The sequence below is a fragment of the Pseudomonas sp. Van50 genome, assembly GCF_055390755.1.
Genome location: NZ_AP024343.1, coordinates 2,272,959 through 2,294,431 on the forward strand (window position 1 = coordinate 2,272,959; position 21,473 = coordinate 2,294,431).

General features: G+C 60.4%; 22 protein-coding genes and 2 pseudogenes. 13 read left to right on the top strand and 11 right to left on the bottom strand.

Features of this window, described 5'->3' with window-relative positions; genetic code table 11:
• Positions 1–15: 15 nt before the first annotated feature.
• A complete protein-coding gene (locus ACZ5M5_RS10030; protein ID WP_060743052.1) occupies positions 16–378 on the bottom strand; it encodes a DUF6364 family protein in 363 nt (120 codons plus the stop codon).
• A gap of 4 nt (positions 379–382) precedes the next feature.
• Positions 383–654: pseudogene (locus ACZ5M5_RS10035) on the bottom strand (BrnT family toxin).
• 678 nt (positions 655–1,332) lie between these two features.
• On the opposite strand from ACZ5M5_RS10035, the gene ACZ5M5_RS10040 reads away from it, so the two are divergent.
• A complete protein-coding gene (locus ACZ5M5_RS10040) occupies positions 1,333–1,608 on the top strand; it encodes a hypothetical protein (protein ID WP_025212783.1) in 276 nt (91 codons plus the stop codon).
• Positions 1,609–2,216: 608 nt separating this feature from the next.
• On the opposite strand, the gene ACZ5M5_RS10045 is transcribed toward ACZ5M5_RS10040, so the two are convergent.
• Positions 2,217–3,152, bottom strand: coding sequence for a LysR substrate-binding domain-containing protein (locus ACZ5M5_RS10045; RefSeq protein WP_060738349.1), 936 nt, complete (start codon positions 3,150–3,152; stop codon positions 2,217–2,219).
• A 183-nt stretch (positions 3,153–3,335) separates the two neighbouring features.
• On the opposite strand from ACZ5M5_RS10045, the gene ACZ5M5_RS10050 reads away from it, so the two are divergent.
• A complete protein-coding gene (locus ACZ5M5_RS10050; RefSeq protein ID WP_060738348.1) occupies positions 3,336–4,631 on the top strand; it encodes a dicarboxylate/amino acid:cation symporter in 1,296 nt (431 codons plus the stop codon).
• 10 nt (positions 4,632–4,641) lie between these two features.
• On the top strand, positions 4,642–6,153 hold the full coding sequence (cuyB, locus tag ACZ5M5_RS10055) for a cysteate racemase (protein ID WP_464738958.1): 1,512 nt from the start codon (positions 4,642–4,644) through the stop codon (positions 6,151–6,153).
• A gap of 61 nt (positions 6,154–6,214) precedes the next feature.
• Here the strand turns inward: cuyB and ACZ5M5_RS10060 are convergent, their stop codons facing one another.
• Positions 6,215–7,123 carry an AraC family transcriptional regulator gene (locus ACZ5M5_RS10060; RefSeq protein WP_464738959.1) on the bottom strand — a complete coding sequence of 303 codons (909 nt, stop codon included), beginning with the start codon at positions 7,121–7,123 and terminating at the stop codon, positions 6,215–6,217.
• A gap of 368 nt (positions 7,124–7,491) precedes the next feature.
• Here ACZ5M5_RS10060 and ACZ5M5_RS10065 point away from each other — a divergent pair, with 368 nt between their 5' ends.
• Positions 7,492–8,709 carry an MFS transporter gene (locus tag ACZ5M5_RS10065; protein ID WP_464738960.1) on the top strand — a complete coding sequence of 406 codons (1,218 nt, stop codon included), beginning with the start codon at positions 7,492–7,494 and terminating at the stop codon, positions 8,707–8,709.
• Between the two features lie 12 nt (positions 8,710–8,721).
• Here the strand turns inward: ACZ5M5_RS10065 and ACZ5M5_RS10070 are convergent, their stop codons facing one another.
• Positions 8,722–9,129 carry a DoxX family protein gene (locus tag ACZ5M5_RS10070; protein ID WP_464738961.1) on the bottom strand — a complete coding sequence of 136 codons (408 nt, stop codon included), beginning with the start codon at positions 9,127–9,129 and terminating at the stop codon, positions 8,722–8,724.
• Positions 9,130–9,186: 57 nt separating this feature from the next.
• Here ACZ5M5_RS10070 and ACZ5M5_RS10075 point away from each other — a divergent pair, with 57 nt between their 5' ends.
• A complete protein-coding gene (locus tag ACZ5M5_RS10075) occupies positions 9,187–9,606 on the top strand; it encodes a winged helix-turn-helix transcriptional regulator (protein WP_318646565.1) in 420 nt (139 codons plus the stop codon).
• Between the two features lie 124 nt (positions 9,607–9,730).
• Entirely contained in the window at positions 9,731–9,967 is a 237-nt protein-coding gene (locus tag ACZ5M5_RS10080; RefSeq protein ID WP_192259847.1) for a hypothetical protein, read from the top strand.
• A gap of 45 nt (positions 9,968–10,012) precedes the next feature.
• Here the strand turns inward: ACZ5M5_RS10080 and ACZ5M5_RS10085 are convergent, their stop codons facing one another.
• The 3 genes from ACZ5M5_RS10085 to ACZ5M5_RS10095 all read right to left on the bottom strand — a co-directional run bounded on the left by ACZ5M5_RS10085 (position 10,013) and on the right by ACZ5M5_RS10095 (position 11,246).
• The gene (locus ACZ5M5_RS10085; protein WP_192259848.1) at positions 10,013–10,501 is read right to left on the bottom strand and encodes a hypothetical protein; all 489 of its coding nucleotides are present in this window, start codon (positions 10,499–10,501) and stop codon (positions 10,013–10,015) included.
• Between the two features lie 140 nt (positions 10,502–10,641).
• A complete protein-coding gene (gene nadS / locus ACZ5M5_RS10090; protein WP_060738344.1) occupies positions 10,642–10,929 on the bottom strand; it encodes a NadS family protein in 288 nt (95 codons plus the stop codon).
• Between the two features lie 2 nt (positions 10,930–10,931).
• Entirely contained in the window at positions 10,932–11,246 is a 315-nt protein-coding gene (locus ACZ5M5_RS10095; RefSeq protein ID WP_106269851.1) for a type II toxin-antitoxin system RelE/ParE family toxin, read from the bottom strand.
• Between the two features lie 127 nt (positions 11,247–11,373).
• Here ACZ5M5_RS10095 and arsN2 point away from each other — a divergent pair, with 127 nt between their 5' ends.
• A complete protein-coding gene (gene arsN2, locus ACZ5M5_RS10100; protein WP_092166495.1) occupies positions 11,374–11,805 on the top strand; it encodes an arsenic resistance N-acetyltransferase ArsN2 in 432 nt (143 codons plus the stop codon).
• Here the strand turns inward: arsN2 and chrA are convergent.
• Positions 11,802–13,160: a chromate efflux transporter gene (gene chrA / locus ACZ5M5_RS10105; RefSeq protein ID WP_207281483.1), complete on the bottom strand. Its 1,359-nt coding sequence runs from the start codon at positions 13,158–13,160 to the stop codon at positions 11,802–11,804. The two genes, arsN2 and chrA, sit on opposite strands and share 4 nt — an antisense overlap.
• A 322-nt stretch (positions 13,161–13,482) precedes the next feature.
• Here chrA and ACZ5M5_RS10110 point away from each other — a divergent pair.
• The 4 genes and pseudogenes from ACZ5M5_RS10110 (at position 13,483) to ACZ5M5_RS10125 (ending at position 18,519) form a co-directional block, all read left to right on the top strand.
• A pseudogene (locus tag ACZ5M5_RS10110) lies at positions 13,483–15,053 on the top strand (sensor domain-containing diguanylate cyclase).
• 102 nt (positions 15,054–15,155) lie between these two features.
• Positions 15,156–15,950: an exodeoxyribonuclease III gene (xth, locus tag ACZ5M5_RS10115; protein ID WP_464738962.1), complete on the top strand. Its 795-nt coding sequence runs from the start codon at positions 15,156–15,158 to the stop codon at positions 15,948–15,950.
• A 102-nt stretch (positions 15,951–16,052) separates the two neighbouring features.
• Complete coding sequence (locus ACZ5M5_RS10120) at positions 16,053–16,877, top strand: arylamine N-acetyltransferase family protein (protein ID WP_103309341.1); 825 nt, start codon at positions 16,053–16,055, stop codon at positions 16,875–16,877.
• A 124-nt stretch (positions 16,878–17,001) separates the two neighbouring features.
• Positions 17,002–18,519: a nucleobase:cation symporter-2 family protein gene (locus tag ACZ5M5_RS10125; RefSeq protein WP_464738963.1), complete on the top strand. Its 1,518-nt coding sequence runs from the start codon at positions 17,002–17,004 to the stop codon at positions 18,517–18,519.
• A gap of 78 nt (positions 18,520–18,597) precedes the next feature.
• On the opposite strand, the gene ACZ5M5_RS10130 is transcribed toward ACZ5M5_RS10125, so the two are convergent.
• The gene (locus tag ACZ5M5_RS10130) at positions 18,598–18,948 is read right to left on the bottom strand and encodes a hypothetical protein (protein WP_060738336.1); all 351 of its coding nucleotides are present in this window, start codon (positions 18,946–18,948) and stop codon (positions 18,598–18,600) included.
• Between the two features lie 260 nt (positions 18,949–19,208).
• On the opposite strand from ACZ5M5_RS10130, the gene ACZ5M5_RS10135 reads away from it, so the two are divergent.
• Positions 19,209–20,030, top strand: a complete 822-nt coding sequence (locus ACZ5M5_RS10135) for a shikimate 5-dehydrogenase (protein WP_192259857.1) — start codon at positions 19,209–19,211, stop codon at positions 20,028–20,030.
• 6 nt (positions 20,031–20,036) lie between these two features.
• Here ACZ5M5_RS10135 and ACZ5M5_RS10140 read toward each other — a convergent pair whose 3' ends face one another.
• Positions 20,037–20,684: a YceH family protein gene (locus ACZ5M5_RS10140; RefSeq protein WP_103309333.1), complete on the bottom strand. Its 648-nt coding sequence runs from the start codon at positions 20,682–20,684 to the stop codon at positions 20,037–20,039.
• 129 nt (positions 20,685–20,813) lie between these two features.
• Between ACZ5M5_RS10140 and ACZ5M5_RS10145 the strand changes: the two genes are divergently transcribed.
• Positions 20,814–21,323 (top strand): DUF1993 domain-containing protein, encoded by a 510-nt coding sequence (locus tag ACZ5M5_RS10145; protein WP_060738333.1) that lies wholly within the window; start codon positions 20,814–20,816, stop codon positions 21,321–21,323.
• Positions 21,324–21,473: the final 150 nt, after the last annotated feature.

Genomic DNA, 21,473 nt, shown 5'->3' on the forward strand with positions numbered 1-21,473 from the left:
ATCGATCTTCTCGGTTCATACCGATGCTTTGGCTTTACCGGGCCTGGATGCGTCCACCATCTTGTGCAGCTCCTCAGTCATGGCGGCTAGGCGCTTTTCCAGATCCTTCACGTCGGACCGGGTAATACCGTTTGCATAGGGTTTAACTGTTCGGGTTCGCTTTTGGGCTGCCGGTGACAGATTGTGGGCAGTTTCAGATATCAAAGCCTGACGCAGTAGATTGTTGATGAGTGTCTGATATCCAGTACCAGCACTTTCGGCGCGTTCGCGAGCGGCCTCGATCACGTCCTCATCAAGCATGATGGTTATGCGGGTTTTGCCTTTGCTGCTTGCAACCGCCCCACGCTTGGCTGTGCTGAAATCGTATTCTTCTTTCATGGGTTCAACCTCCCAGGTACTGACGTAGTTCTTTTTTGGAGGCTAGTCGTGCGCTGATAAGACGAACGAAATCTGGCTCACGGTAGGTGTATGCAACGACGAGTACACGACCGCAGGCGTCTTTCCCCATGATAATCCACCGCTTTCATCATTATCCTCACGCTCAAGAGCCATTTCGTCATAAAACACAGCTTCGGCATCGGCCAGGCTCACCTTGTGTTTCTTCTTGTTAGCGACGTTTTTTGCTGGATCATACTGAGTTCTGAATGTTGTCATTATGCATATTCTATATGTATAAAAAAGACCCTGTGTCAGCCCTTTCGTTTGACTTGCAGCCAGGACGGGTGTGCTCAACCATACGATGAAACCTCAGCCCTTGCTTATGGCGCTGAGCGCTCATTCGTATCGAAATCATTCTTTGCATCCCACCGCCTGAACTGCTGAGTCCAGCTCCGGACACCCTCATCGGAAATTTCCCTCAAGCTGCGTCGCTCCCCGCTGACTATCCACCTAATCACCCCGTGGGCTAAGTTCTCTCCGTCGCTGCAAATTCAGCGAGAGGGTGTGGAAGCCCTCACGAAAACCTAGCGCGTTGCACCGCTAAATTAAAAAGCAGACGCTTTTCCTAGGTCTGCTGTTAAATTACGGCGGCTGTACGCGGGGCGCCTTCGGGTGCGCCGGGTCCTAGGTTCTCGGTCTTCCACACCCGCGTACAGCTGCCACCCACCAGGTGGAAGTGGTGAAGGCAGTTCCTTTACATAACCTAGGTACAAGCCAATGAAAAAACTCACCCCCAACCCTCCGACAGCCACAGCCAATCCAAGGTGGCTTTCGTCTAGCGTCACCCAAGAACATCTCCTGCCACGTATCCGAATCTCGCTCCCGGATTCACTCCCTTCGCCAGCGGCATCCCAATCCGCCACTGACCGCCCATTCCCGCAGGAGTAACCCCTCATGTCCCGCTACATGCCTATCACCGGTATCGAAAACAATTTCCACGCGCTCCTGATCGACACGGAAGCACCGTTGGACGTGTTGCACGACACCGCCGCTTACCGCATCGCCGCTGTCACCCAGTTACTGGAAAACCTCGCCATGCGGTCCGACATCAGTACGGACGCGGTGGTACTCCATGATTTTGCCCAAGTGTTGGCGATCCCCCTGCGCGATGGGTGTGATTTGCTGGATGTGATCGGGCGGCGATTGCAGGCGCAGGTTCTGGCGTCGTAAGGGAAGTGGGCGACCTCACAAGGTCGCCTGCATTGCCTTGCTCATCATCCTGTGCAGCCTGGAACCTGTGGGAGCGAGCTTGCTCGCGATAGCGGTGGTTCAGTTGATGGCGATGTTTGATGTGATGCCGTCATCGCGAGCAAGCTCGCTCCCACAGTTTTTTCCGAGTTGTTCACAGATAGTGCGTTCACCACAAATCCCTGTGTGGGAGCGGGCTTGCTCGCGAAAGCGGTGTGTCAGTTTGCAGGATGCTGGATGTGCTGCCGCCTTCGCGAGCAAGCCCGCTCCCACAGGGTTTGGTGGGTACACAAATGTTGCGTACACCCTCAATCCACTGTGGGAGCGAGCTTGCTCGCGATAGTGGTGGTTCAGTTGATGGTGATGTCTGATGTGCTGCCGTCTTCGCGAGCAAGCTCGCTCCCACAGGGTTTGGTGGGCATACAAATGTGGCGTACACCCTCAATCCTCTGTGGGAGCGAGCTTGCTCGCGATAGCGGTGGTTCAGTTGATGGCGATGTTTGATGTGATGCCGTCATCGCGAGCAAGCTCGCTCCCACAGTTAATCGGCGTGTACCTACCCTTTGCGAGCAACGCTTGGGTGGTGTTGATCAGTTCGCACTCGGTGCGCTGCCCAGCCGATGCAACGAAGCACCCTCCAATGTCTTCCACAACTTGCGCATCGTCGGATTGCGATTGGCAATCGCACAATACGAGCGAATCTCCAATCGCGTGCTCCATTGCTCACCGCCGGCCCGCACCAACAGCCCACGCTCCAGCTCGTCGGCCACCGCACTCTGCGGCAACCAGGCCACGCCGTAGCCCTCGATGGCCATGCGCATCAGCAGCATCGCCATGTCCGCTTCGTAACAGCGCTCCAGCGCGATGGGTTCAGGGCCGTTGTTGATGACGATGTCGGCGACGCGCCCGAGGAATGTCGTTGCCGTATAGGCCAGGTAGGGCACCGGTTTGCCGGCGCGTCCGGGCAGGCGGAACAGCGGTTCGCCCTTGCGGTTGGGCGCGCATAAGGGGATGAACGCGTCGTGGCCGAGCACCAGGCTGCCAAAACGCTCGGCGTCCAGCAGGATGGGCGCAAGCGGGTGATGGTAGACCATCATCAAGTCGCAACTGCCTTCCTCCAATGCAATGACGGCGTCATGGATGTTGGCAGCCACCACCCGGGCGTTGAACTGCTCGTTGTGTTGCTGGAACTGCGACAGCCACTTGGGTAGGAAGGTCATCGACAGGCTGTGGCCGGCGGTGATCTGGATGGAGCGTCCCGGCATTCGTTCCACGTCCCGCAGCGTCGAGCGCAACCGCAGTAGTCCGGCGAGGGCCTCTCGGCTTTCATCGCAGAAGGTGACTCCCGCGGGGGTGAGTTGGACAGGGTAGGTGCCCCGGTCCACCAGCTTGACGCCCACCCATTCCTCAAGTGAACGAATACGCCTGGACAAGGCCGATTGCGTCACGCATCGAACCTCGGCCGCGCGTGAGAAATTTTTCCATTCGCCAATCGCCAGAAGATCATCCAGCCATTTGAGTTGCATATCGAGAAACTCCCCCTGTGAGAGCGCGATTTTACTGGGCAATTCCCCAGCATAGCGCGGCCTTTCGCTAACTATTCCAAAAGCGCATGGGGTTAGCCGGATTACTCATCATCCTCCCGGATCTGCTCCTTAGAATCGATCCTGCCAAGTAAAAAACTCCAAGAACTACTTGAGGACAGCACCGTGAAGAAGAATAAGCTCCCACGTCGAATTGCAATGGGCATAGCCCTGGGCGTGCTGGTCGGTTGGGCGTGTCACCATTTCGCAGGGAGCGAGCAAAGTGCCAAAGAGATCGCCAGTTACTTCTCGATGGTCACTGATATTTTCCTGCGCATGATCAAGATGATCATCGCGCCCCTGGTGTTCGCGACGTTGGTGGGCGGTATCGCCAGCATGGGCAATTCTCGCTCTGTCGGCAGGATCGGGGCCCGGGCGATGGCCTGGTTTGTCACCGCCTCGGTCGTCTCGCTGCTGATCGGAATGGGGCTGGTCAACCTGTTTCAACCCGGTGCCGGGCTGAACATGGACGTGGCCCAGCACGCAACGGCGGCCGTGCCGGTCAATACCGGCGACTTCAGTCTCAAGGCGTTCATCGGCCACGTGTTTCCCCGCAGCATTGCCGAAGCGATGGCCAACAACGAGATCCTGCAGATCGTGGTGTTTTCGCTGTTTTTCGGCTTTGCGTTGGCGGGGGTGAAGCGGGCGGGCTACACCCGGATCACCGATTCCATCGAAGAGTTAGCGAAGGTGATGTTCAAGATCACCGACTACGTGATGGCCTTCGCGCCGATTGGGGTGTTTGCCGCCATCGCCTCGGCAATCACCACCCAGGGGCTTGGCTTGCTGGTGGATTACGGCAAGCTGATCGCCGAGTTCTACTTGGGGATCCTGATCCTCTGGGCGTTGCTGTTCGGTGCCGGCTACCTGTTCCTCGGTCGCTCTGTTTTCCACCTCGGCAAGCTCATCCGTGAGCCGATTCTCCTGGCCTTTTCCACCGCCAGCAGTGAGTCCGCCTACCCGAAAACCATCGAGGCGCTGGAGAAGTTTGGCGCGCCAAAACGTGTGTCCAGCTTCGTGTTGCCGCTGGGCTATTCGTTCAACCTTGACGGCTCGATGATGTACCAGGCGTTCGCCATCCTGTTCATCGCCCAGGCCTACAACATTGATCTGAGTTTCACCCAGCAGTTGCTGATTCTTCTGACGCTGATGATCACCAGCAAGGGCATGGCCGGTGTCGCCCGGGCTTCGGTGGTCGTGGTCGCGGCCACGTTGCCGATGTTCAATCTTCCCGAGGCGGGGCTGCTGTTGATCATCGGCATCGACCAGTTCCTCGACATGGCCCGTACGGCCACGAATGTGGTGGGTAACAGCATTGCGACGGCGGTTGTCGCCAAGTCCGAATCCCACGAAGAAGCCGACGAGGAAGAGGGTGAACATGCTCCGGCTCGGTCGCGATCCGAGCCGGTGCCGGTGGCTTGAGGAGAGACTCATGAAGGCTAAAGCGAAGTCGAGCCACAAGGCTGTGGTGCGCAAGTTGGGGATTGTTGGTGGGCTCGGGTCACTGGCCGGTGGCGACCTGTTCTACAAGTTGGTCAAGTCCCGGGCGGTGCTCGAGGATCAGGCGCGCTACCATTTCCTGTTCGAGCAGCACCCCTTCAAGGATGTGCTGCTGCCGCTGGACCAGGGCGCGAACATGACGTCGCGCAAGTTCTATGTGTTCCAGGTGTGCAAGTCGTTCGAGGACAGTGGCTTCGATGCGGTGATGCTTCCATGTTTCGCCAGCCATACGTTTCGCGCTGAAATCGAGGAGGCGCTGGGCATTCCCGTGCTGGACATGATGGCCGCCTTGACCCAGCACGTCAGCCACACGGTGCCGTCCCAGGCGACGTTGGGGGTGATCGCCTCCGACTTTGTGCGTCATTGCGGATTGTTCGAGCGACATTTTGGCAAAGACTTTCAGATCGTTTACCCCGACGCAGACGCTCAAGCGGGTTTGATGGAGGCGATGTACGGCCTCAATGGCATCAAGGACGGTCATCTCGAAGGTGTGCCGCTTGAGGCGGTCTATCGGGCGTGTCTCTCATTGCAGGCCCAGGGGGCGACGGTGATCCTGCCCGGCATGACCGAGCTTTCCCTGGTCTGTGCCGACTTGCAGCGTCGCGGGGTCACTGTGCTGGACATCAATGAGATCTACGCCGACTTCGCGACGCTGGACCAGCAGTCCAGGCGCCCACCCTTCAAGCTGGGCATCGTGGGGGGCGTCGGGCCTGCCGCCACGGTGGATTTCATGGCCAAGGTGGTGGCCAATACGCCAGCGGGAAAGGACCAGGACCATATCAAGATGGTGGTCGAGCAAAACCCGCAGATACCGGACCGGACGGCGAATCTGTTGCGGGATGAGACCGATCCGACGATGGCGATGTACGCCACGTGCAAACGTCTCGAAAGCGCCGGCGCCAACGCCATCGCAATTCCCTGCAACACCGCCCATGCCTTCGTCGACCGGATCCAGGCGCACCTGAGGGTACCCATCGTGAACATGCTGAGCGAGACGGTGGCGTGGATCGCGGGCACTTATGGTTCGGGCAAGGCGATTGGCCTGCTGGCGACGTCCGGTACGGTGCAGAGCCAGGTTTATCACCAGGCGGCGCGTCATGCCGGGTTCCAGCTTCTTACGCCAGGTGTCGATTACCAGGCGATGGTCATGGACGCCATCTACGGACCACGGGGTATCAAGGCTGGCTTCACACAGGGGCTCTGCAGGGAGCAGTTGTTGCTGGCGGCTGAGCACCTGTGCGAGTTGGGGGCGGGGGTGTTGATCCTGGGGTGTACGGAGTTGCCGCTGGTGCTGGCGCATTGCGAGGCGTTCGATATCAATGGGCACAGGGTGGCGCTGGTTGATCCGACGATGATCCTGGCGTTGAGGTGTGTGACGTTGGCGCAAAGGCATGGCTCTGTGGGAGCAAGGCTTGCCCGCGATGAAGCTGATGCGGTCTTCTGAAAGCCAAGGTAACGGCATCGCGAGCAAGCTTTGCTCCCACAGGGCCATGCTCGATGATGAATCAGCCAGCCTTGGCCGGCCCACGCAACGCCGCAATGTCCCGCTTGGGCGGCACACCAAACAAGCGGGCATATTCGCGGCTGAATTGTGAAGGGCTTTCGTAACCCACCTTGAAGGCCGCACTCGCGACGTCCACGTGTTCGTTGAGCATCAAGCGTTTGGCTTCGTTCAACCGCAGCCACTTCTGGTATTGCAGCGGGCTCATCGCCGTGAGCTGGCGGAAGTGGTGGTGAAACGTCGGCGCGCTCATTTGCACCCGCGCCGCGAGGTCGTCCACGCGCACGGGCTCGGTGTAGTTCAATTTCAGCCAGTCGATGGCCTTGGCGATCCGGTAGCCCTGGCTGTCGACCGAGGCGATCTGCCGCAGTCGGGCGGCCTGGTCGCTGAGCAGCAGCCGGTAGTGGATCTCGCGCTGGATCAACGGTGCCAGTATGGGAATTGCTTCCGGTTCGTCGAGCAGCGCCAGCAGGCGTGCGAACGGCGCCAAAAGGTCCGGCGTCGCGGTGCCGATTCCTGCGCCGATCCCGACCGCTCGATCACGCGGCGGCGACAGGCTGCCCAGGGCGATCAGGTCGGCCACCATGCGCAAGTCGAGCCTCAGGACCAGGCCCAGGCAGGGTTGCTCCGGGCTTGCCTGCAGCACTTCGGAATTGGCCGGGATGTCCAGGGAGGTCATGAGGAACCGCTCGGTGTCGTAGCCATAGGCTTCGCCACCGATCCACACCTGCTTCTCGCCTTGGGCCACCAGCACGATGCTCGGTTCGATCATGCAAATCACCGGCGGCGCCGGGGCTTCACGCCGGAAGAAGACCAGGCCGGGAATGGGCGTTTCGAAGTCGCCCGGGTGTGGTGTCCAGGCGCCAATGATGGCGGTCAATGTCTCTTGTACGGATCTGCGTTGGACGACCATGTCGGCTCCGGGTGTCATCTCGGCTCAAGCGCTATAGGCAGAACATTAACGCGCTAAACGAAGCGCTGCCTATGCGCGATGGAAGAACTCATAGGATCAGGCAAGCATCTCAGCGTAATGCGTTACCGACCGGCCGGATCGAGCGCTGAAAATACTCCCTCACTCAATCCACCAAAGAATCGCGAGCAAGCTCGCCCCCACAGGGGAGGTGTGGCGGGCACGAAATATGTGAACACCCCATTCAAAACTGTGGGAGCGAGCTTGCTCGCGATAGCGGTCTGCCTGAGGCGCCGGTGTCGGATGTGCCGCCGTCATCGCGAGCGAGCTCGCTCCCACAGCTCCATCAAGCAACACAGGATTGTCATTCAATGACCGATAACTCATTGCCACAAGACCCGCCCGCCTGGGGTGCGGTATTTGCCATGGCGCTCGCCGCATTCGTGCTGGTTGCCTCGGAGTTCATGCCCGTCAGCTTGCTGACGCCGGTAGCGGCCGATCTTCATGTCAGTGAAGGGCAGGCCGGTCAAGGCATTGCCGTCTCTGGCGCGTTTGCCCTGATCACCAGCCTGTTCATCGCCTCGATTGCCGCCCGGGTCGACCGCAAATGGCTCCTGCTGGGGCTGACCTTGCTGATGATCGTTTCAGGCACCGTGGTGGCGTTCGCACCGAATTACCCGGTATTCATGGTCGGTCGCGCGTTGATCGGCGTGGCGATTGGCGGCTTCTGGTCGCTGTCGGCGGCCACGGCCATGCGGCTCGTGCCGGACGCTCAGGTTCCGCGGGCACTGGCCGTGGTCAATGGCGGCAATGCCTTGGCGACCGTGGTCGCTGCGCCGCTGGGCAGCTTCCTGGGCGCGATCATCGGTTGGCGTGGCGCGTTTTTCTGCATTGTGCCGGTCGCCGCCATCGCCCTGGTCTGGCTGCTGTTGCGCCTGCCCTCCATGCCTTCGAAGGCGAAGCAGGGCAATACCAACGTCTTCAAGTTGATGACCCGGGCACCGGTCGCGCTGGGCATGCTGGCGGTCAGCACGTTTTTCATGGGCCAGTTCATGTTGTTCACCTACCTGCGACCGTTCCTTGAAACAGTGACGCAAGTGAGCGTTTCAAGGCTGTCCTTCATGTTGTTGGTGATCGGTGTGGCGGGGCTGCTGGGCACCTTCCTGATCGGGACCTGCTTGAAGAACAACCTCTATCGGACGCTTATCGTCATCCCCCTGTTGATGGCCGCGATTGCCATTGCCCTGGTGGGGGGCGGCGGCTCGGTCACGATCACGACCCTCCTGCTCGGCCTTTGGGGCCTGGTGGCTACGGCAGCGCCCGTAGGCTGGTGGACCTGGCTTTCGCGAACGCTACCGGAAGATGCCGAAGCCGGTGGCGGCCTGATGGTAGCGATCGTCCAGCTCGCCATCGCTGCGGGCGCGACAGTGGGTGGCCTGCTGTTTGATCTGAGTGGCTATCGCGCGACCTTCGAAACCAGTGCGGCCGTGTTGGCTATGGCCGCTGTGCTGACGGTGCTGGCTGCTCGGTCAGCGGCCCGGGAATCTTCATCGACTACGCAAGCAACGCCCTATGGCACGGTGGGTTGAGATCAGTACCCGTCAGTCGAGGATGAACGGGTGCTGCGCCGCACCAGGCGCATAGGGCGACGGAGCTTCGCGGACGGCGTTTTGGGTCAGGAAGGAGGCGATCAGCAACACGATGCCTATCGCTGCCGGAAGAGCGCCGCGCGGCTTGTGCACACCCAGGTGCGCGGACGCCGACAGTAGCAGGTGATAGAGCATGCCTGCATAGGCCAGGTCGCTGAGCGCCACGCTTGGGCGCGACAGGATGGCGACTACTCCGAGGATTTTCAGGACGGTGAGCATCGGTATCAGGTAGCTGGGGTAACCGAGGTCGGCCAGCGCCTGACCCACCCAGGCCTTCTTGGTGACGTACAGCGTTGCCGACGCCAGGTAAAGCAGGGCCAACGCCGCGGTGCTGAGCCAGTAGAGGTAGTGTTCAATCATGAGGTTTCTCCTGAGTGGGCTGGGTTGAATCGACATGGGGCGAGAATGTCGCCTAACATGAAAGCCCGCAAGAAGGATGAAAAAGTGACGGTTAGTATGGAAAACCAGACTAATGAGGGCGCCGGTATCAACATGCACGAGCAAATGCGCCGCGCATTCGCGCTGCTCTCGGGCAAGTGGAAATTGGAAATCATGTGGTTGCTCAATCAGCGGATCTACCGCTTTGGGGAGCTGCGAAAGGCCATTCCCGGCATCACGCAGCATATGTTGACGGCGCAACTTCGCGAACTGGAGAGAGATGGGCTGGTGTCTCGCACGGTGTTCGCGCAAGTACCGCCGCGGGTGGAATACGAAATCACGCAGAAGGCCCGAGGGCTTGGGCCGACGATGGAGGCGCTGACGGTTTGGTGGACGGAATATGGCAACAGCGTGCCTGTGAACGGCAGCCCCCGCGGACGCAAAGCCAAAGCAGGCTGACAGGGCGACCGTTGGGCGCTTGAGCTTGGTGGCACATTGATGGCTTGATATGCTCTGGGTTTGTTATCCATCACGTTGGTTCATTGTGACAACAGAGCGAATTTCCCAATTAGAGCAAGCCCTTATGGCCGTGATCGCCGCGGCCGGGAAGATGGGCATCAGCCGCGATGAATTGTGCGCACAGGCCGTTGGCGGGCTGATATCCGATCCGTACTGGAGCTGGGCGGATGTTCGATACGCGCAAGGCGCGGCTGACGAAATCGACAATGCCTTGAATTTACTTGTAGGAAGACCGGCCCAAGAACTGGCGCTACCGGTGCCCGGAAACGATCCAGCACTCGAATCAGCGCCGCAGATCTAGCGTGCCCTCCAATGAAAATGGGCGATCAAGGATCGCCCGTTTACGTTATAGGCCAAGGCCTTCTTCTACCAGCGAGAGCAAGGCGTCCTCGTCCAGAATGGCAGGTTCAGCGGGCTGTTGACCTGTCGAGCGCAGGGCCTGGATATGCCAAAGCGATTCGCCATGCTCACCGAGTGTGCGCACGATGCAGTGTTCCTGCCCTTTCATATGGACTTCAATGCAGCCCTCTCCCTTGGCCGAGAAGCGCGCAATCGGGTCGAATGAAATGCGGCGATGATTGCCTTCGATCATCAGTTGGTCGATGGCGTAGTTGTACGTCGAACCGCTGGAGTGACTTTCAAAGACGTGGGTGGGGTTGCGCCGAATGTCCAGGCCCGCCTCGCACACGGGAGCCAGCCAGGTTTCGATCTGGCGATACAGCTCGTAGACCTGGGCCGGCCAGTGCTCGATCGCCAGGTCGGCGCAGTTGTCGGTATCGGCGCGGGTCTGCTGGGTCTTCCTCAGTTTGGCCGCTAGCTCGTCTGCCTTGCTCATGTCGATTCCCTGTCGTGATGATAGGTTGAGCTTAGCTGATGGGGTGGGGTGTTCATTTGCGCTGGGTCATGGCGGGCTGGGAGCAAGCGCCTTCGCCACATGGAAGCATTGCCTGAGCGTTCTGTTCATTTCGACAATGCTTAAACGGCTAAGGCGCTGATCACGTGTTTCGGATCATTGTGAATCGCCCGCAGCAGCGCTTTAGCGGGGCCGGTAGGCTCGCGCCGTCCCTGCTCCCAGTTGCGAAGCGTGCCCAGTTGGACATCGATCAGTGCTGCAAATTTGGCTTGGGTCAGGCCGGTAGCCTTGCGTATCGCCTTCACTTGCAGTGCATCGACGATGAATTCCCGTGATGGCTGGCGTTCGCCTCGGACGATTTCATCCATCTGTTGCACGCTTTCCATCAGCTCATCGAAAAATTTGCTCATGGTTATCTCCAGTGCTCGACAATCAATTTCAACGCTTTTCGTTGATCGACAGTCAAGTCTTGCTGTTCATTTTTCGGATATATCATCAGTAACGCGATCCGCGAAGCATGGACGAAGTGGTAGTAGATCACCCTGGCTCCCCCCCGTTTGCCATGGCCTTTGGCTGCGATACGAATCTTTCGGATCCCCCCGGTGGCTTCCATAACTTCACCAGCGGAAGGATTGCAGACCAGTATTTTCTGTAGGACAGCGAAATCATCGTCATCCATCAGTTCTTTGACCCGACGGGTAAAAATTGGAGTTTCAATAAAAATCATTGCTAATGTACGCCAGTGGCTTACTTTCGAGCAATCCTATTGAAGCCCGACCTCCGATGCACTCCGTGAGTTGTAACCAAATTCGGGGTGCCCGATGATCAAGGCAAGACGTAGACGAGCACCCACCATGCACATGACAGCTCTAAGCAATAACGATCTGGGACCCTTGCGCGATGCACTCACCCAAGCCGGGCTACCCGTGGACGACCTGACATATTCCGGTCGCCAGTTCTTCAGCTTCAACCACCAGGGTGTCGACGTGGGGTTTGCTGGCATCGAGGGGGAGGGGGCCGAGCGGTTGCTGCGCTCGTTGGTTGTCCTTGAGGGGCAGCGCGGGCGGGGGGCTGGGGTGGCGGTACTGGCCGCTGTCGAAGCGTTTGCGAGACGCGAGGGGGTGGAGCGGCTCCACCTGTTGACCGACAGCGCCGCGGCGTTTTTTTCCGGCCAGGGCTATCAGCAGGAGGATCGCTCGCTGGCGCCCGCGTCAATCAGCGCGACGGCCCAGTTCAAGACCTTGTGCCCGGCCTCGGCGACCTACCTGAGCAAGCGCCTCGTCTAGCGCAACAAATGCACCGCCAGCCCGGCCAACCCGCACGCCAGCAACACCTGGATCACCCCGCGCTTGTAGCGAAACAGCGCAACTGCCGCCGCAATCGCGATGATCGCTGACGGCCAGTCCAGTGCACCTGCAAAACCGTTGGGCCAGAGCACGTGGTAACCGAAGAAGCAGGCCAGGTTGAGGATTACCCCGACCACCGCCGCGGTAATCGCCGTCAGCGGTGCGGTGAATTTCAATGCGTTGTGGGTCGATTCCACCAGCGGGCCGCCGGCCAGGATGAACAGGAACGAGGGCAGGAACGTGAACCAGGTCACCAGCGTGGCCGCGACGACCCCGGCGAGGAAGGCCTGTTCGGGACCGAATACCTGCATCACGTAACCTCCGACGAAACCGACGAAGGCCACGACCATGATCAGCGGCCCGGGCGTGGTTTCGCCCAGGGCCAGGCCGTCGATCATTTGTGTCGGCGTCAGCCAGCCGAAGTGCCCGACGGCGCCCTGGTACACGTAGGGCAAGACCGCATAGGCACCGCCGAAGGTCAGCAGCGCGGCCTTGGTGAAGAACCAGGCCATTTGCGTCAATGTGCCGCCCCAGCCGAACACGGCGGTCAGCAGGCCCATGGGCACGATCCACAACAGGGCACCGACGACCACCAGGCGGACCAACCTGGCGGCGCTGAACCGGGCATGCTCCGGGGTTGGCGTGTCGTCGTCGATCAAGGCGGGGCCGAAGGATTTGTGTTGGGTATCGTGACCGCCCAGGCTGAATTTTTCCGGTGCCCAGCGACCGCCGAAGTAACCGATGGCAGCCGCACCCAGCACGATCAATGGGAAGGGGAGATCAAGGGCGAAGATCGCGGTGAACGATGCCGCCGCAATCGCCCACAGCCAATTGTTCTTGAGTGCGCGGGAGCCGATCCGGTGGGCGGCATGCACCACGATGGCCGTCACGGCCGGTTTGATGCCATAGAAAATACCCGCCACCACCGGCACTTCGCCAAAGGCGATGTACAGCCACGACAACGCGATGAGAATGAACAGCGAAGGCAGCACGAACAACGCGCCGGCGATCACTCCACCCCAGCTTCGGTGCATCAACCAGCCCAGGTACGTCGCCAATTGTTGGGCCTCAGGCCCCGGCAGCAACATGCAGTAATTGAGGGCGTGCAGGAAGCGCCGCTCGGAAATCCAGCGCCGCCGTTCCACCAGTTCCTGGTGCATGATCGAGATCTGCCCCGCTGGGCCGCCGAAACTGATGAAGCCCAGTTTGAGCCAGAACCAGAACGCCTCACGCAGACTGACGGCGCCGGGTCGGGTCAGGGCCTGTTCATCATCGATTCGGGTCGGTTGGCTCATGGTCGATGGGGCACTTGGAAGTCAAAGGCGACCATACGTTATGGGGCGTTACGCAATTTAGATAGCCCCAGGAAGGTTTGCTTGTAAAAAACAGTCCTTCAACGCTGTCGCAAGTGCGGGTGTGCATGCTCTCGGCACGGGAATTTCTTCGTTCTGAATCAGGCATTTTTGCAAGCCCAGGTGCGGGGTTTTGGATCCACTCCAGCCACCCATCGGCTTCGCTGCACAGGCAAATTGCCGCCTTACAAGCGGTAGGCTAAGCTCACGAATATTGGGGGTTATGCGCGAATTCGCGCATGCTTTGCCCTCTTCAGGAATTCGCTTGCCAATCCCCATCTACGATCCTTTTCATTCCCCAGCCGGTGCCCTGAAACGCCTGCCGCTGCTCAAGGCTGCGGTTACGTTTATCGCGGCGGTATGCCTGTGCCTGTGCGGTTTGCTTTACCTGCAGTTGGAGCAATCCCGCAGCCACGACGTGGCGTCGGCCCGCATCGCCTCGGCCACCCTTACCCGGGCCATGGCCCAGCAGGCCCAGGACACCTTCCTCCAGGCCGATCTGGTCCTGGCCAGTCTGGCGGATTGGATCCAGGTCGACGGTTTTGGCCCTGCGGTTCAGCCACGCTTGCAGCAAACCTTTGCCCGCCGCGTGCAATCGCTTGAGCAATTGCATGGCCTGTTCCTGTTCGACAAGCACGGCCATTGGGTCATTACCTCCTTCGAGGACCTGCACAGGGGGGCAGGGGTGGCGGATCGAGAGTATTTCGTTTTCCACCAGCAGAACGCCTCCCTGGTCCCCCATATCGGCCCGGCGATCCGCAGTCGGCAAAACGGTGAGTGGATCATCCCGGTTTCCCGGCGCTTGAATGACCGAGACGGCAACTTCCAGGGTGTGTTGCTGGCCGGCATCAAAATGTCCTACTTCGACCGGTTCTTCAAAAGCTTCAGCCTGGATGAGCAAGGCGAGATGGCCCTGGCTTTGTCTGACGGGACGCTGTTGGCCCGGCGCCCCTTCGATGAGGCGCGGATCGGCCGCCCGTTGGCCGAGGAAGGGATCTACAACCATACCGCGGCCAACGGGATGTCTGGCGATGCGATCATCCGTTCAGATGTCGACGGTGTCGTCAGGCTGTATGGGCATCAACATTTACAGGCTTATCCGTTGGTGGTCACCGCCGCGATGTCCGAAGAATCGATCCTGGCGGGCTGGCATGACCGGGCGTTCCAATCCAGCCTCATCGTGGGCCTGGTGGTCCTGGGCATTTGCTTGTTCGGCTGGGTCTTCGTGCGCCAGGTACGCAACAGCGAAAAGATCGAAGCGGACTTGCGCAAGGCGCAGGAGGCGTTGGAACTGATTGCCACCCATGACAGCCTCACCGGGCTGGCGAACCGGCGTCTGTTCGAACGGGCCCTGGACATCGAGTTCGGTCGGGGCGCTCGTCAGCGCAGTCCCTTGAGCCTGATCATGCTCGACATCGATTTTTTCAAACGCTACAACGACGCCTATGGGCACGTGGCCGGGATCACTGCCTGGCGGAAGTGGCCAAGGTGCTCAAGAGTTGCTGCCATCGCAAGGCCGATCTGGCGGTACGGTATGGCGGCGAAGAGTTTGCGGTACTACTGCCTGACACGAACCTTTCGGGGGCCATGGCGTTGGCCGAGCAGATCCGCCGCAGCGTCATCGACAAGCACATCACCCATTCCGGCTCCCCGACCGGCTTCCTCACGGTGAGCCTGGGCTGCTATGCCTTTGTGCCCAGCAGCCTGGACAGCATCGAAGTCTTCATCCAGCGCGCCGATGCGGCGCTTTACCAGGCCAAGCACAGTGGCCGCAACCGAGTGGCGGTGTTATCGACAGAAGGCGGGCTGGATACGCTGGCGCGCTCGGATCGTTGAGAGCGATTGGAACATCGGCCATGGGCTGACGAAGACCCGTTGCAACCACCGCACCGGGTTGACGGTCACAGCCAGTAACGTGACGTTTCGAGTGCTGGGTCTATGAAAAACCTGCGGATCGCGACCTTCAATATCAATGGCATCCGGGCACGGCTGCCCAACCTGCTGGAATGGCTGGAGCGGGAAAAACCCGACATTGTCTGTTTGCAGGAGCTCAAGGCCGTGGACAAGGATTTCCCGGCGGCGGAGCTGGAGTCGGTGGGGTACGGGGCAATCTGGCACGGGCAGGCGTCCTGGAACGGTGTCGCGATCCTGGCCCGTGACGCGCAGCCGTTGGAGAGCCGCCGAGGCCTGCCCGGTGGAGATGACGACAGCCACAGTCGCTATCTGGAGGCGGCGGTGCACGGCGTGCTGGTGGGGTGCCTCTACCTGCCCAACGGCAATCCGCAACCGGGCCCCAAGTTCGACTACAAGCTGGTCTGGTTCGAACGGCTGATCGAATACGCCCAGGGGCTGCAGGCCAGCGACCATCCCGTGGTGCTCGCCGGTGACTACAATGTGGTGCCCACCGACCTGGACATCTACAACCCGCGCTCCTGGCTCAAGGATGCGCTGTTGCAGCCCGAAAGCCGCGAGTGTTATCAGCGGTTGCTGGCCCAGGGCTGGACCGATTCGCTGCGCCATCTGTATCCGGACGAGCGCCTCTACACCTTCTGGGATTATTTTCGCCAGCACTGGCAAAAGAACTCCGGACTGCGCATCGATCATCTGCTGCTCAATCCGGTCGCCAGCGCCTACCTGAGCGAAGGCGGGGTGGACGCCTGGGTCCGGAACCAGCCCCACCCCAGCGACCATGCGCCCACCTGGATCCGGCTGGCTTCGCGTAAACGGCGCTGAGGGGGCCGATTGTTGTCTCTGTGAAGGGAATGCCTTATACCTGCGCCCATTAGCCGTGCGCTTGTTGTGAGCGCTGGCCGCCCCCGGAAAAGGACAACCGTCATGAGTCATCCCCAACTGAGCGATACGACCCGTTATCTGCGGCGCCTGGGTTTCGACGCACCACCGGCGCCGACGCTCGACACCTTGCGCCAACTGCAATGGCGGCATACCGCTGAATTCCCCTTTGAAACCCTGTCGACATTGCTGCGTCAGCCTGTGCCCATCGACCTTGAATCGGTCGAACGCAAGGTTTTCGAAGAGGGGCGTGGCGGCTATTGCTATGAACTCAACCAGTTATTCCTGGCGCTGTTGCAGACATTGGGTTTCGATGCCCGTGGCATCACTGGGCGCGTGGTGATGAATGCGCCGGAGGACGCCTGGCCTGCCCGGACCCATCGGCTGAGCCTGGTGACGATCGACGGTGTGCGCTATATCACCGACGTCGGTTTTGGCGGCATGGTGCCCACCGCGCCGCTGCTGCTGGACAGCCGTGATACCCAAGTCACGCCCCATGAGCCGTACCGCATCGAGACCCCTGCGGACGGCTATCTGTTGCGCGCCAACGTCGCCGGCGAATGGCGGCCGATGTACCTGTTCGACCTGCAACGCCAGGAAGACATCGATTACACCGTCGGCAACTGGTATGTCTGCAACCATCCAGAGTCGCCGTTCATGGGCCGGTTGATGGTGGCCCGCACCGGTGACGGATTGCGCAAGACCCTGAACGGCAACAGCTACGCCGTGCATCGCATAGGGCAGGAGAGCGAGCGGCGCGTGATCGTCGATGCCGATGAGTTGATCGATCTGCTGGAACAGGCGTTCAGCCTGCGCGTGCCGCCACGGGAGCTGTTGCGGCCCGCGCTTGTGGGGTTGCTTCAAGGGTAAAAAGGCGGTTGGCCGCAGGCCTGTTCCGAATGTGCACACGATAAGTTGTATACAACTCTATGGACATTTGTCCTGAGTTTTGAATACAGTGTGCCCATAACAAAAAACAGGGAATCCCCGAACCATGAAAACGCCCCATGTTTCACTCCCACGGCCCGAGGACGAAAACCTCGGCGTCGGCGCGAATATGGCTTACGGCCTGCAACATGTGTTGACCATGTACGGTGGCATTGTCGCCGTACCGTTGATCATCGGCCAGGCGGCCGGGCTTTCGCCGGCGGACATCGGCCTGTTGATTGCTGCGTCATTGTTCGCAGGGGGCCTGGCCACGTTGCTGCAAACCCTCGGCCTGCCGTTTTTCGGCTGCCAGTTGCCTTTGGTGCAGGGCGTATCGTTTTCGGGCGTCGCGACCATGGTGGCGATTGTCGGCAGCGGGGGGGAAGGGGGCTTTCAAGCCATCCTCGGCGCGGTGATCGCAGCGTCGCTGATCGGTCTGCTGATCACCCCGGTGTTTTCACGCATCACCCGGTTCTTTCCGCCACTGGTCACGGGCATTGTGATCACCACCATCGGCCTGACCCTGATGCCGGTGGCGGCGCGTTGGGCGATGGGTGGCAACAGCCACGCCGCCGATTTTGGCAGCATGGCGAACATTGGCCTGGCCGCCGTGACCCTGGTGCTGGTGCTGCTGTTGAGCAAAATGGGCAGCGCAACCATCTCCCGTTTGTCGATTCTGTTGGCGATGGTCATGGGGACGGTCATCGCGGTGTTCCTCGGCATGGCGGACTTTTCATCGGTCAGCCAAGGCCCGATGTTCGGCTTCCCGACACCGTTCCATTTCGGCATGCCGACGTTCCATATCGCCGCGATCCTGTCGATGTGCATTGTGATCATGGTGACCCTGGTGGAAACCTCTGCCGACATCCTGGCGGTGGGCGAGATCATCGACACCAAAGTCGACTCCAGGCGTCTGGGTAACGGCTTGCGGGCGGACATGCTGTCGAGCATGATCGCGCCGATCTTCGGTTCCTTCACCCAGAGTGCCTTTGCCCAGAACGTCGGGCTGGTGGCCGTGACCGGAATCAAGAGCCGTTTCGTGGTGGCGACCGGTGGGGTGTTCCTGGTGGTGCTCGGCCTGTTGCCGTTCATGGGCCGGGTGATTGCCGCAGTGCCGACCTCGGTGCTGGGCGGTGCCGGTATCGTGCTGTTCGGCACGGTGGCTGCCAGCGGCATCCGCACGCTGTCGAAAGTCGATTACCGCAACAACGTCAACCTGATCATCGTCGCCACCTCCATCGGCTTCGGCATGATTCCTATTGCTGCGCCGAATTTCTACGACCATTTCCCGAGTTGGTTCGCGACCATCTTTCATTCGGGCATCAGTTCTTCGGCAATCATGGCGATCGTGCTGAACCTGGCATTCAACCACTTCACCGCGGGCAATTCCGACCAGCAGTCAGTCTTCGCTGCCGGTACCGAGCGGGTGTTGCGCTACCAGGACCTGGCGGCACTGCGCGAAGGCGACTATTTCAGTGACGGCAAGCTGCATGATTGTGATGGCAACGAGATTCCTGTGGTGGAACCTGTCCACGAGCCGGCGGAGCATGGGCCGATCCGACTGAAAAGCAGCGAGCACGTCTGACAAATACCGGTTTATCAGCAGACATGAAAAAGCCTGTGATCAATGATCACAGGCTTTTTTGTGCCGCCCGGGAGGCGTTTACCAGCGGCCGTAATGACCCCGGGGCGGGCCGTAGTAGTAGCCCCGTGGTGGCCCGTAATACACCGGTGCCGGGCGATAGTAGATAGGCTGTTCCACATACACCGGTTGCGGCTGATAGTAGACCGGTGGTGGGGCCTGGTAGTAGACCGGCTGCGGCTGGACGTAGACCGGTTGCTGCACATACACCGGCCGATCACGGTTGATGATGGCTGAGCCAACGATGGCCGAACCGACGATGGCACCAAAAACGGCGGGCCCCTCCCAACCACCACGACCGTGGGCGGATGCCTGGCCGGTGACCGCGAGTGCCCCCATGAGCAGGGCGATGATGGGAAGTCTACGATTCATGGCTGTTCCTCGTTTCGGCCCCGGCGCCTGTGGTCTGCAACAGACCCGATGAGGGTCGCGGGGATACTTGCTATGACAGCGATTTTCTCAGGATTTTCGACGCCGTTGGGTAAATATTGTGTAAGGTCTGTAGCGCTTTTCTTGACCGCGCCGCGTCATCCAGCGGCCTGAGATCGGGCCGGGCCTGGCGGTATCATCATCGAACAGACTTTTGGCGACGGTGTTTCCGTCTGTCCGAAAGTGAATGCAAGGAGACACGCATGCAGATCAATCCCAACAAAGACACCCAACTGTGCATGTCGCTCTCGGGGCGTCCCGGAAACTTCGGCCTGCGCTTTCATAATCATTTGTATGAACAATTGGGGCTGAACTTCTACTACAAGGCGTTCAGCAGCCAGGACCTGCCTGGGGCGGTGGGTGGTATCCGCGCGCTGGGCATTCGCGGCTGCGGCGTGTCGATGCCGTTCAAGGAAGCCTGCATCGCCCTGGTGGACGAGCTGGATCCTTCGGCCGCCGCGATCCAGTCGATCAATACGATCGTCAATACCAACGGCCATCTGAAGGCCTACAACACGGACTACATCGCCATCGCCCAATTGCTGCAAAGCCATGCCGTGCCCCAGGATTCGACCTTTGCCCTGCGCGGCAGCGGCGGTATGGCCAAGGCTGTGGCCAGTGCCTTGCGCGATGGGGGCTACAAGAACGGGCTGATCGTTGCCCGCAATGAAGCCACCGGGCGAGCCCTGGCCGAGTCCCTGGGGTATGAATGGCAAGCGGAACTGGGCGCCCGGCGGCCGCAGATGCTGATCAACGTCACGCCGATCGGCATGACCGGCGGCCCGGAAGCCGACCAGCTGGCGTTTGAACCCGAGACCATCGCCGCGGCCGAGACTGTGTTCGATGTGGTGGCGATCCCGTCGGAAACGCCGCTGATCGTACGCGCCCGGGCCGAAGGCAAACGGGTCATCACCGGGTTGGAAGTCATTGCGATCCAGGCCCTGGAGCAGTTCGTGCTGTACACCGGTGTGCGGCCCAATCTGGAGCAATTCGAAAAAGCCGTGGCCTTCGCCCGGTCGGCGTAGGCGCCGCTACTCCAGCCGCGCCAGGCGTTCTTCCAGTGCCGCGATCCGCGCTTCGAGCTCCTCGATGCGTTCCAGCGAGACACCGCCGCCGGCGCCACGCTCCACCGGGTGCTGGCGGGCGGCGAGAATCGCTTCGACGTCCGCCGGGTCACCCATGGCGTGCACATAACGGTCTTCGCGCTGGCCGGCCTGGCGTGGCACCAGCAACGCCAGGCCGCGGGCGATCAGACGTTCGAGCTGGTGCACCACTTGTTCGGCGTCTTCGAAGTCGTGCATCCGTCCGCTGCGGGTCAACAGCTCATTGACCGTTTGCGGGCCACGCAGGAACAGCAGGCCCATCAGGACCACCTGGGCCGGTACCAGCTCCAGGGCTTTGTCGACCCGATGCTCCCAGCGGTCGGCGCGGCTGCCCATCACCAGCTTGGTGAAACCGCGCCCTTCCAGCGCCCGCAGGCTCTGGCCGACCTGGCCCGGGTTGAGGTTCATCACCGGTTCGCGGCTGGTTTTCTGGTTGCAGGCCAGTACCAGGGCGTTGAGCGTCAACGGGTAGGTCTCGGGGTTGGTGGCCTGTTTCTCGACCAGCGCGCCGAGGATGCGGATTTCCGTGCTATTGAGCCGTGGTTCTTCAGCCTGCTGTTGTTCTTCGATGCTCATCGCGCGTTCCCTATGCTGTGGAAGCCGCCTAGCCTAATCCTTGCGTAATAAAAGACAAGCCGTGCAACAAGGCGTGGCTATAATCGCAGCCGTTTGATCATTCTTTCCTGCCACCTGCATGAGATTGCCATGACTATTTCCCTGTACGCCGCTTCCGTCCCGGTTTTCAAGCAGATGCTCAACGCGTTGAGCGATGTTCTGAACAAGGCTGAAGCCCACGCCACCGCGAAGAACATCGACCCGAACGCTTTCCTGCAAGCCCGCCTGTACCCGGACATGTTCCCGCTGGTGCGCCAAGTGCAGATCGCGGTGGATTTCGCCAAGGGTGTGTCCGCCCGCCTGGCCGAGGTCGAGGTGCCGAAGTATGAGGACAGCGAGACCACTTTCGCTGAGCTGCAAGCCCTGATCGCCAAGGTATTGGCCTTTATCGACGGCATCAGCCCTGCGCAGATCGATGGCAAGGAAGGCATCGAAATCGTTACCCGCCCGGGGACGCCGAAGGAGAAGCGCTTCAGCGGCCAGAATTATCTGCTGACCTACGGCCTGCCGCAGTTCTTCTTCCACGTCACCACCACTTATGCATTACTGCGCCACAATGGCGTGGAAGTGGGCAAGCGCGACTACATGGGCGCGTTCTAACCCCGCAGGCATGAAAAAGCCCGGGACGGTGTGGGCCGTTCCCGGGCTTTTTTGTGGCTGTCTGTTACATCCTCGGCGCCGCTATCGCGAGCAGGCTCGCTCCCACAAAGGATTGGTGGCGTAGCGGCTATTGTGTGAGCGCCGCTGCCC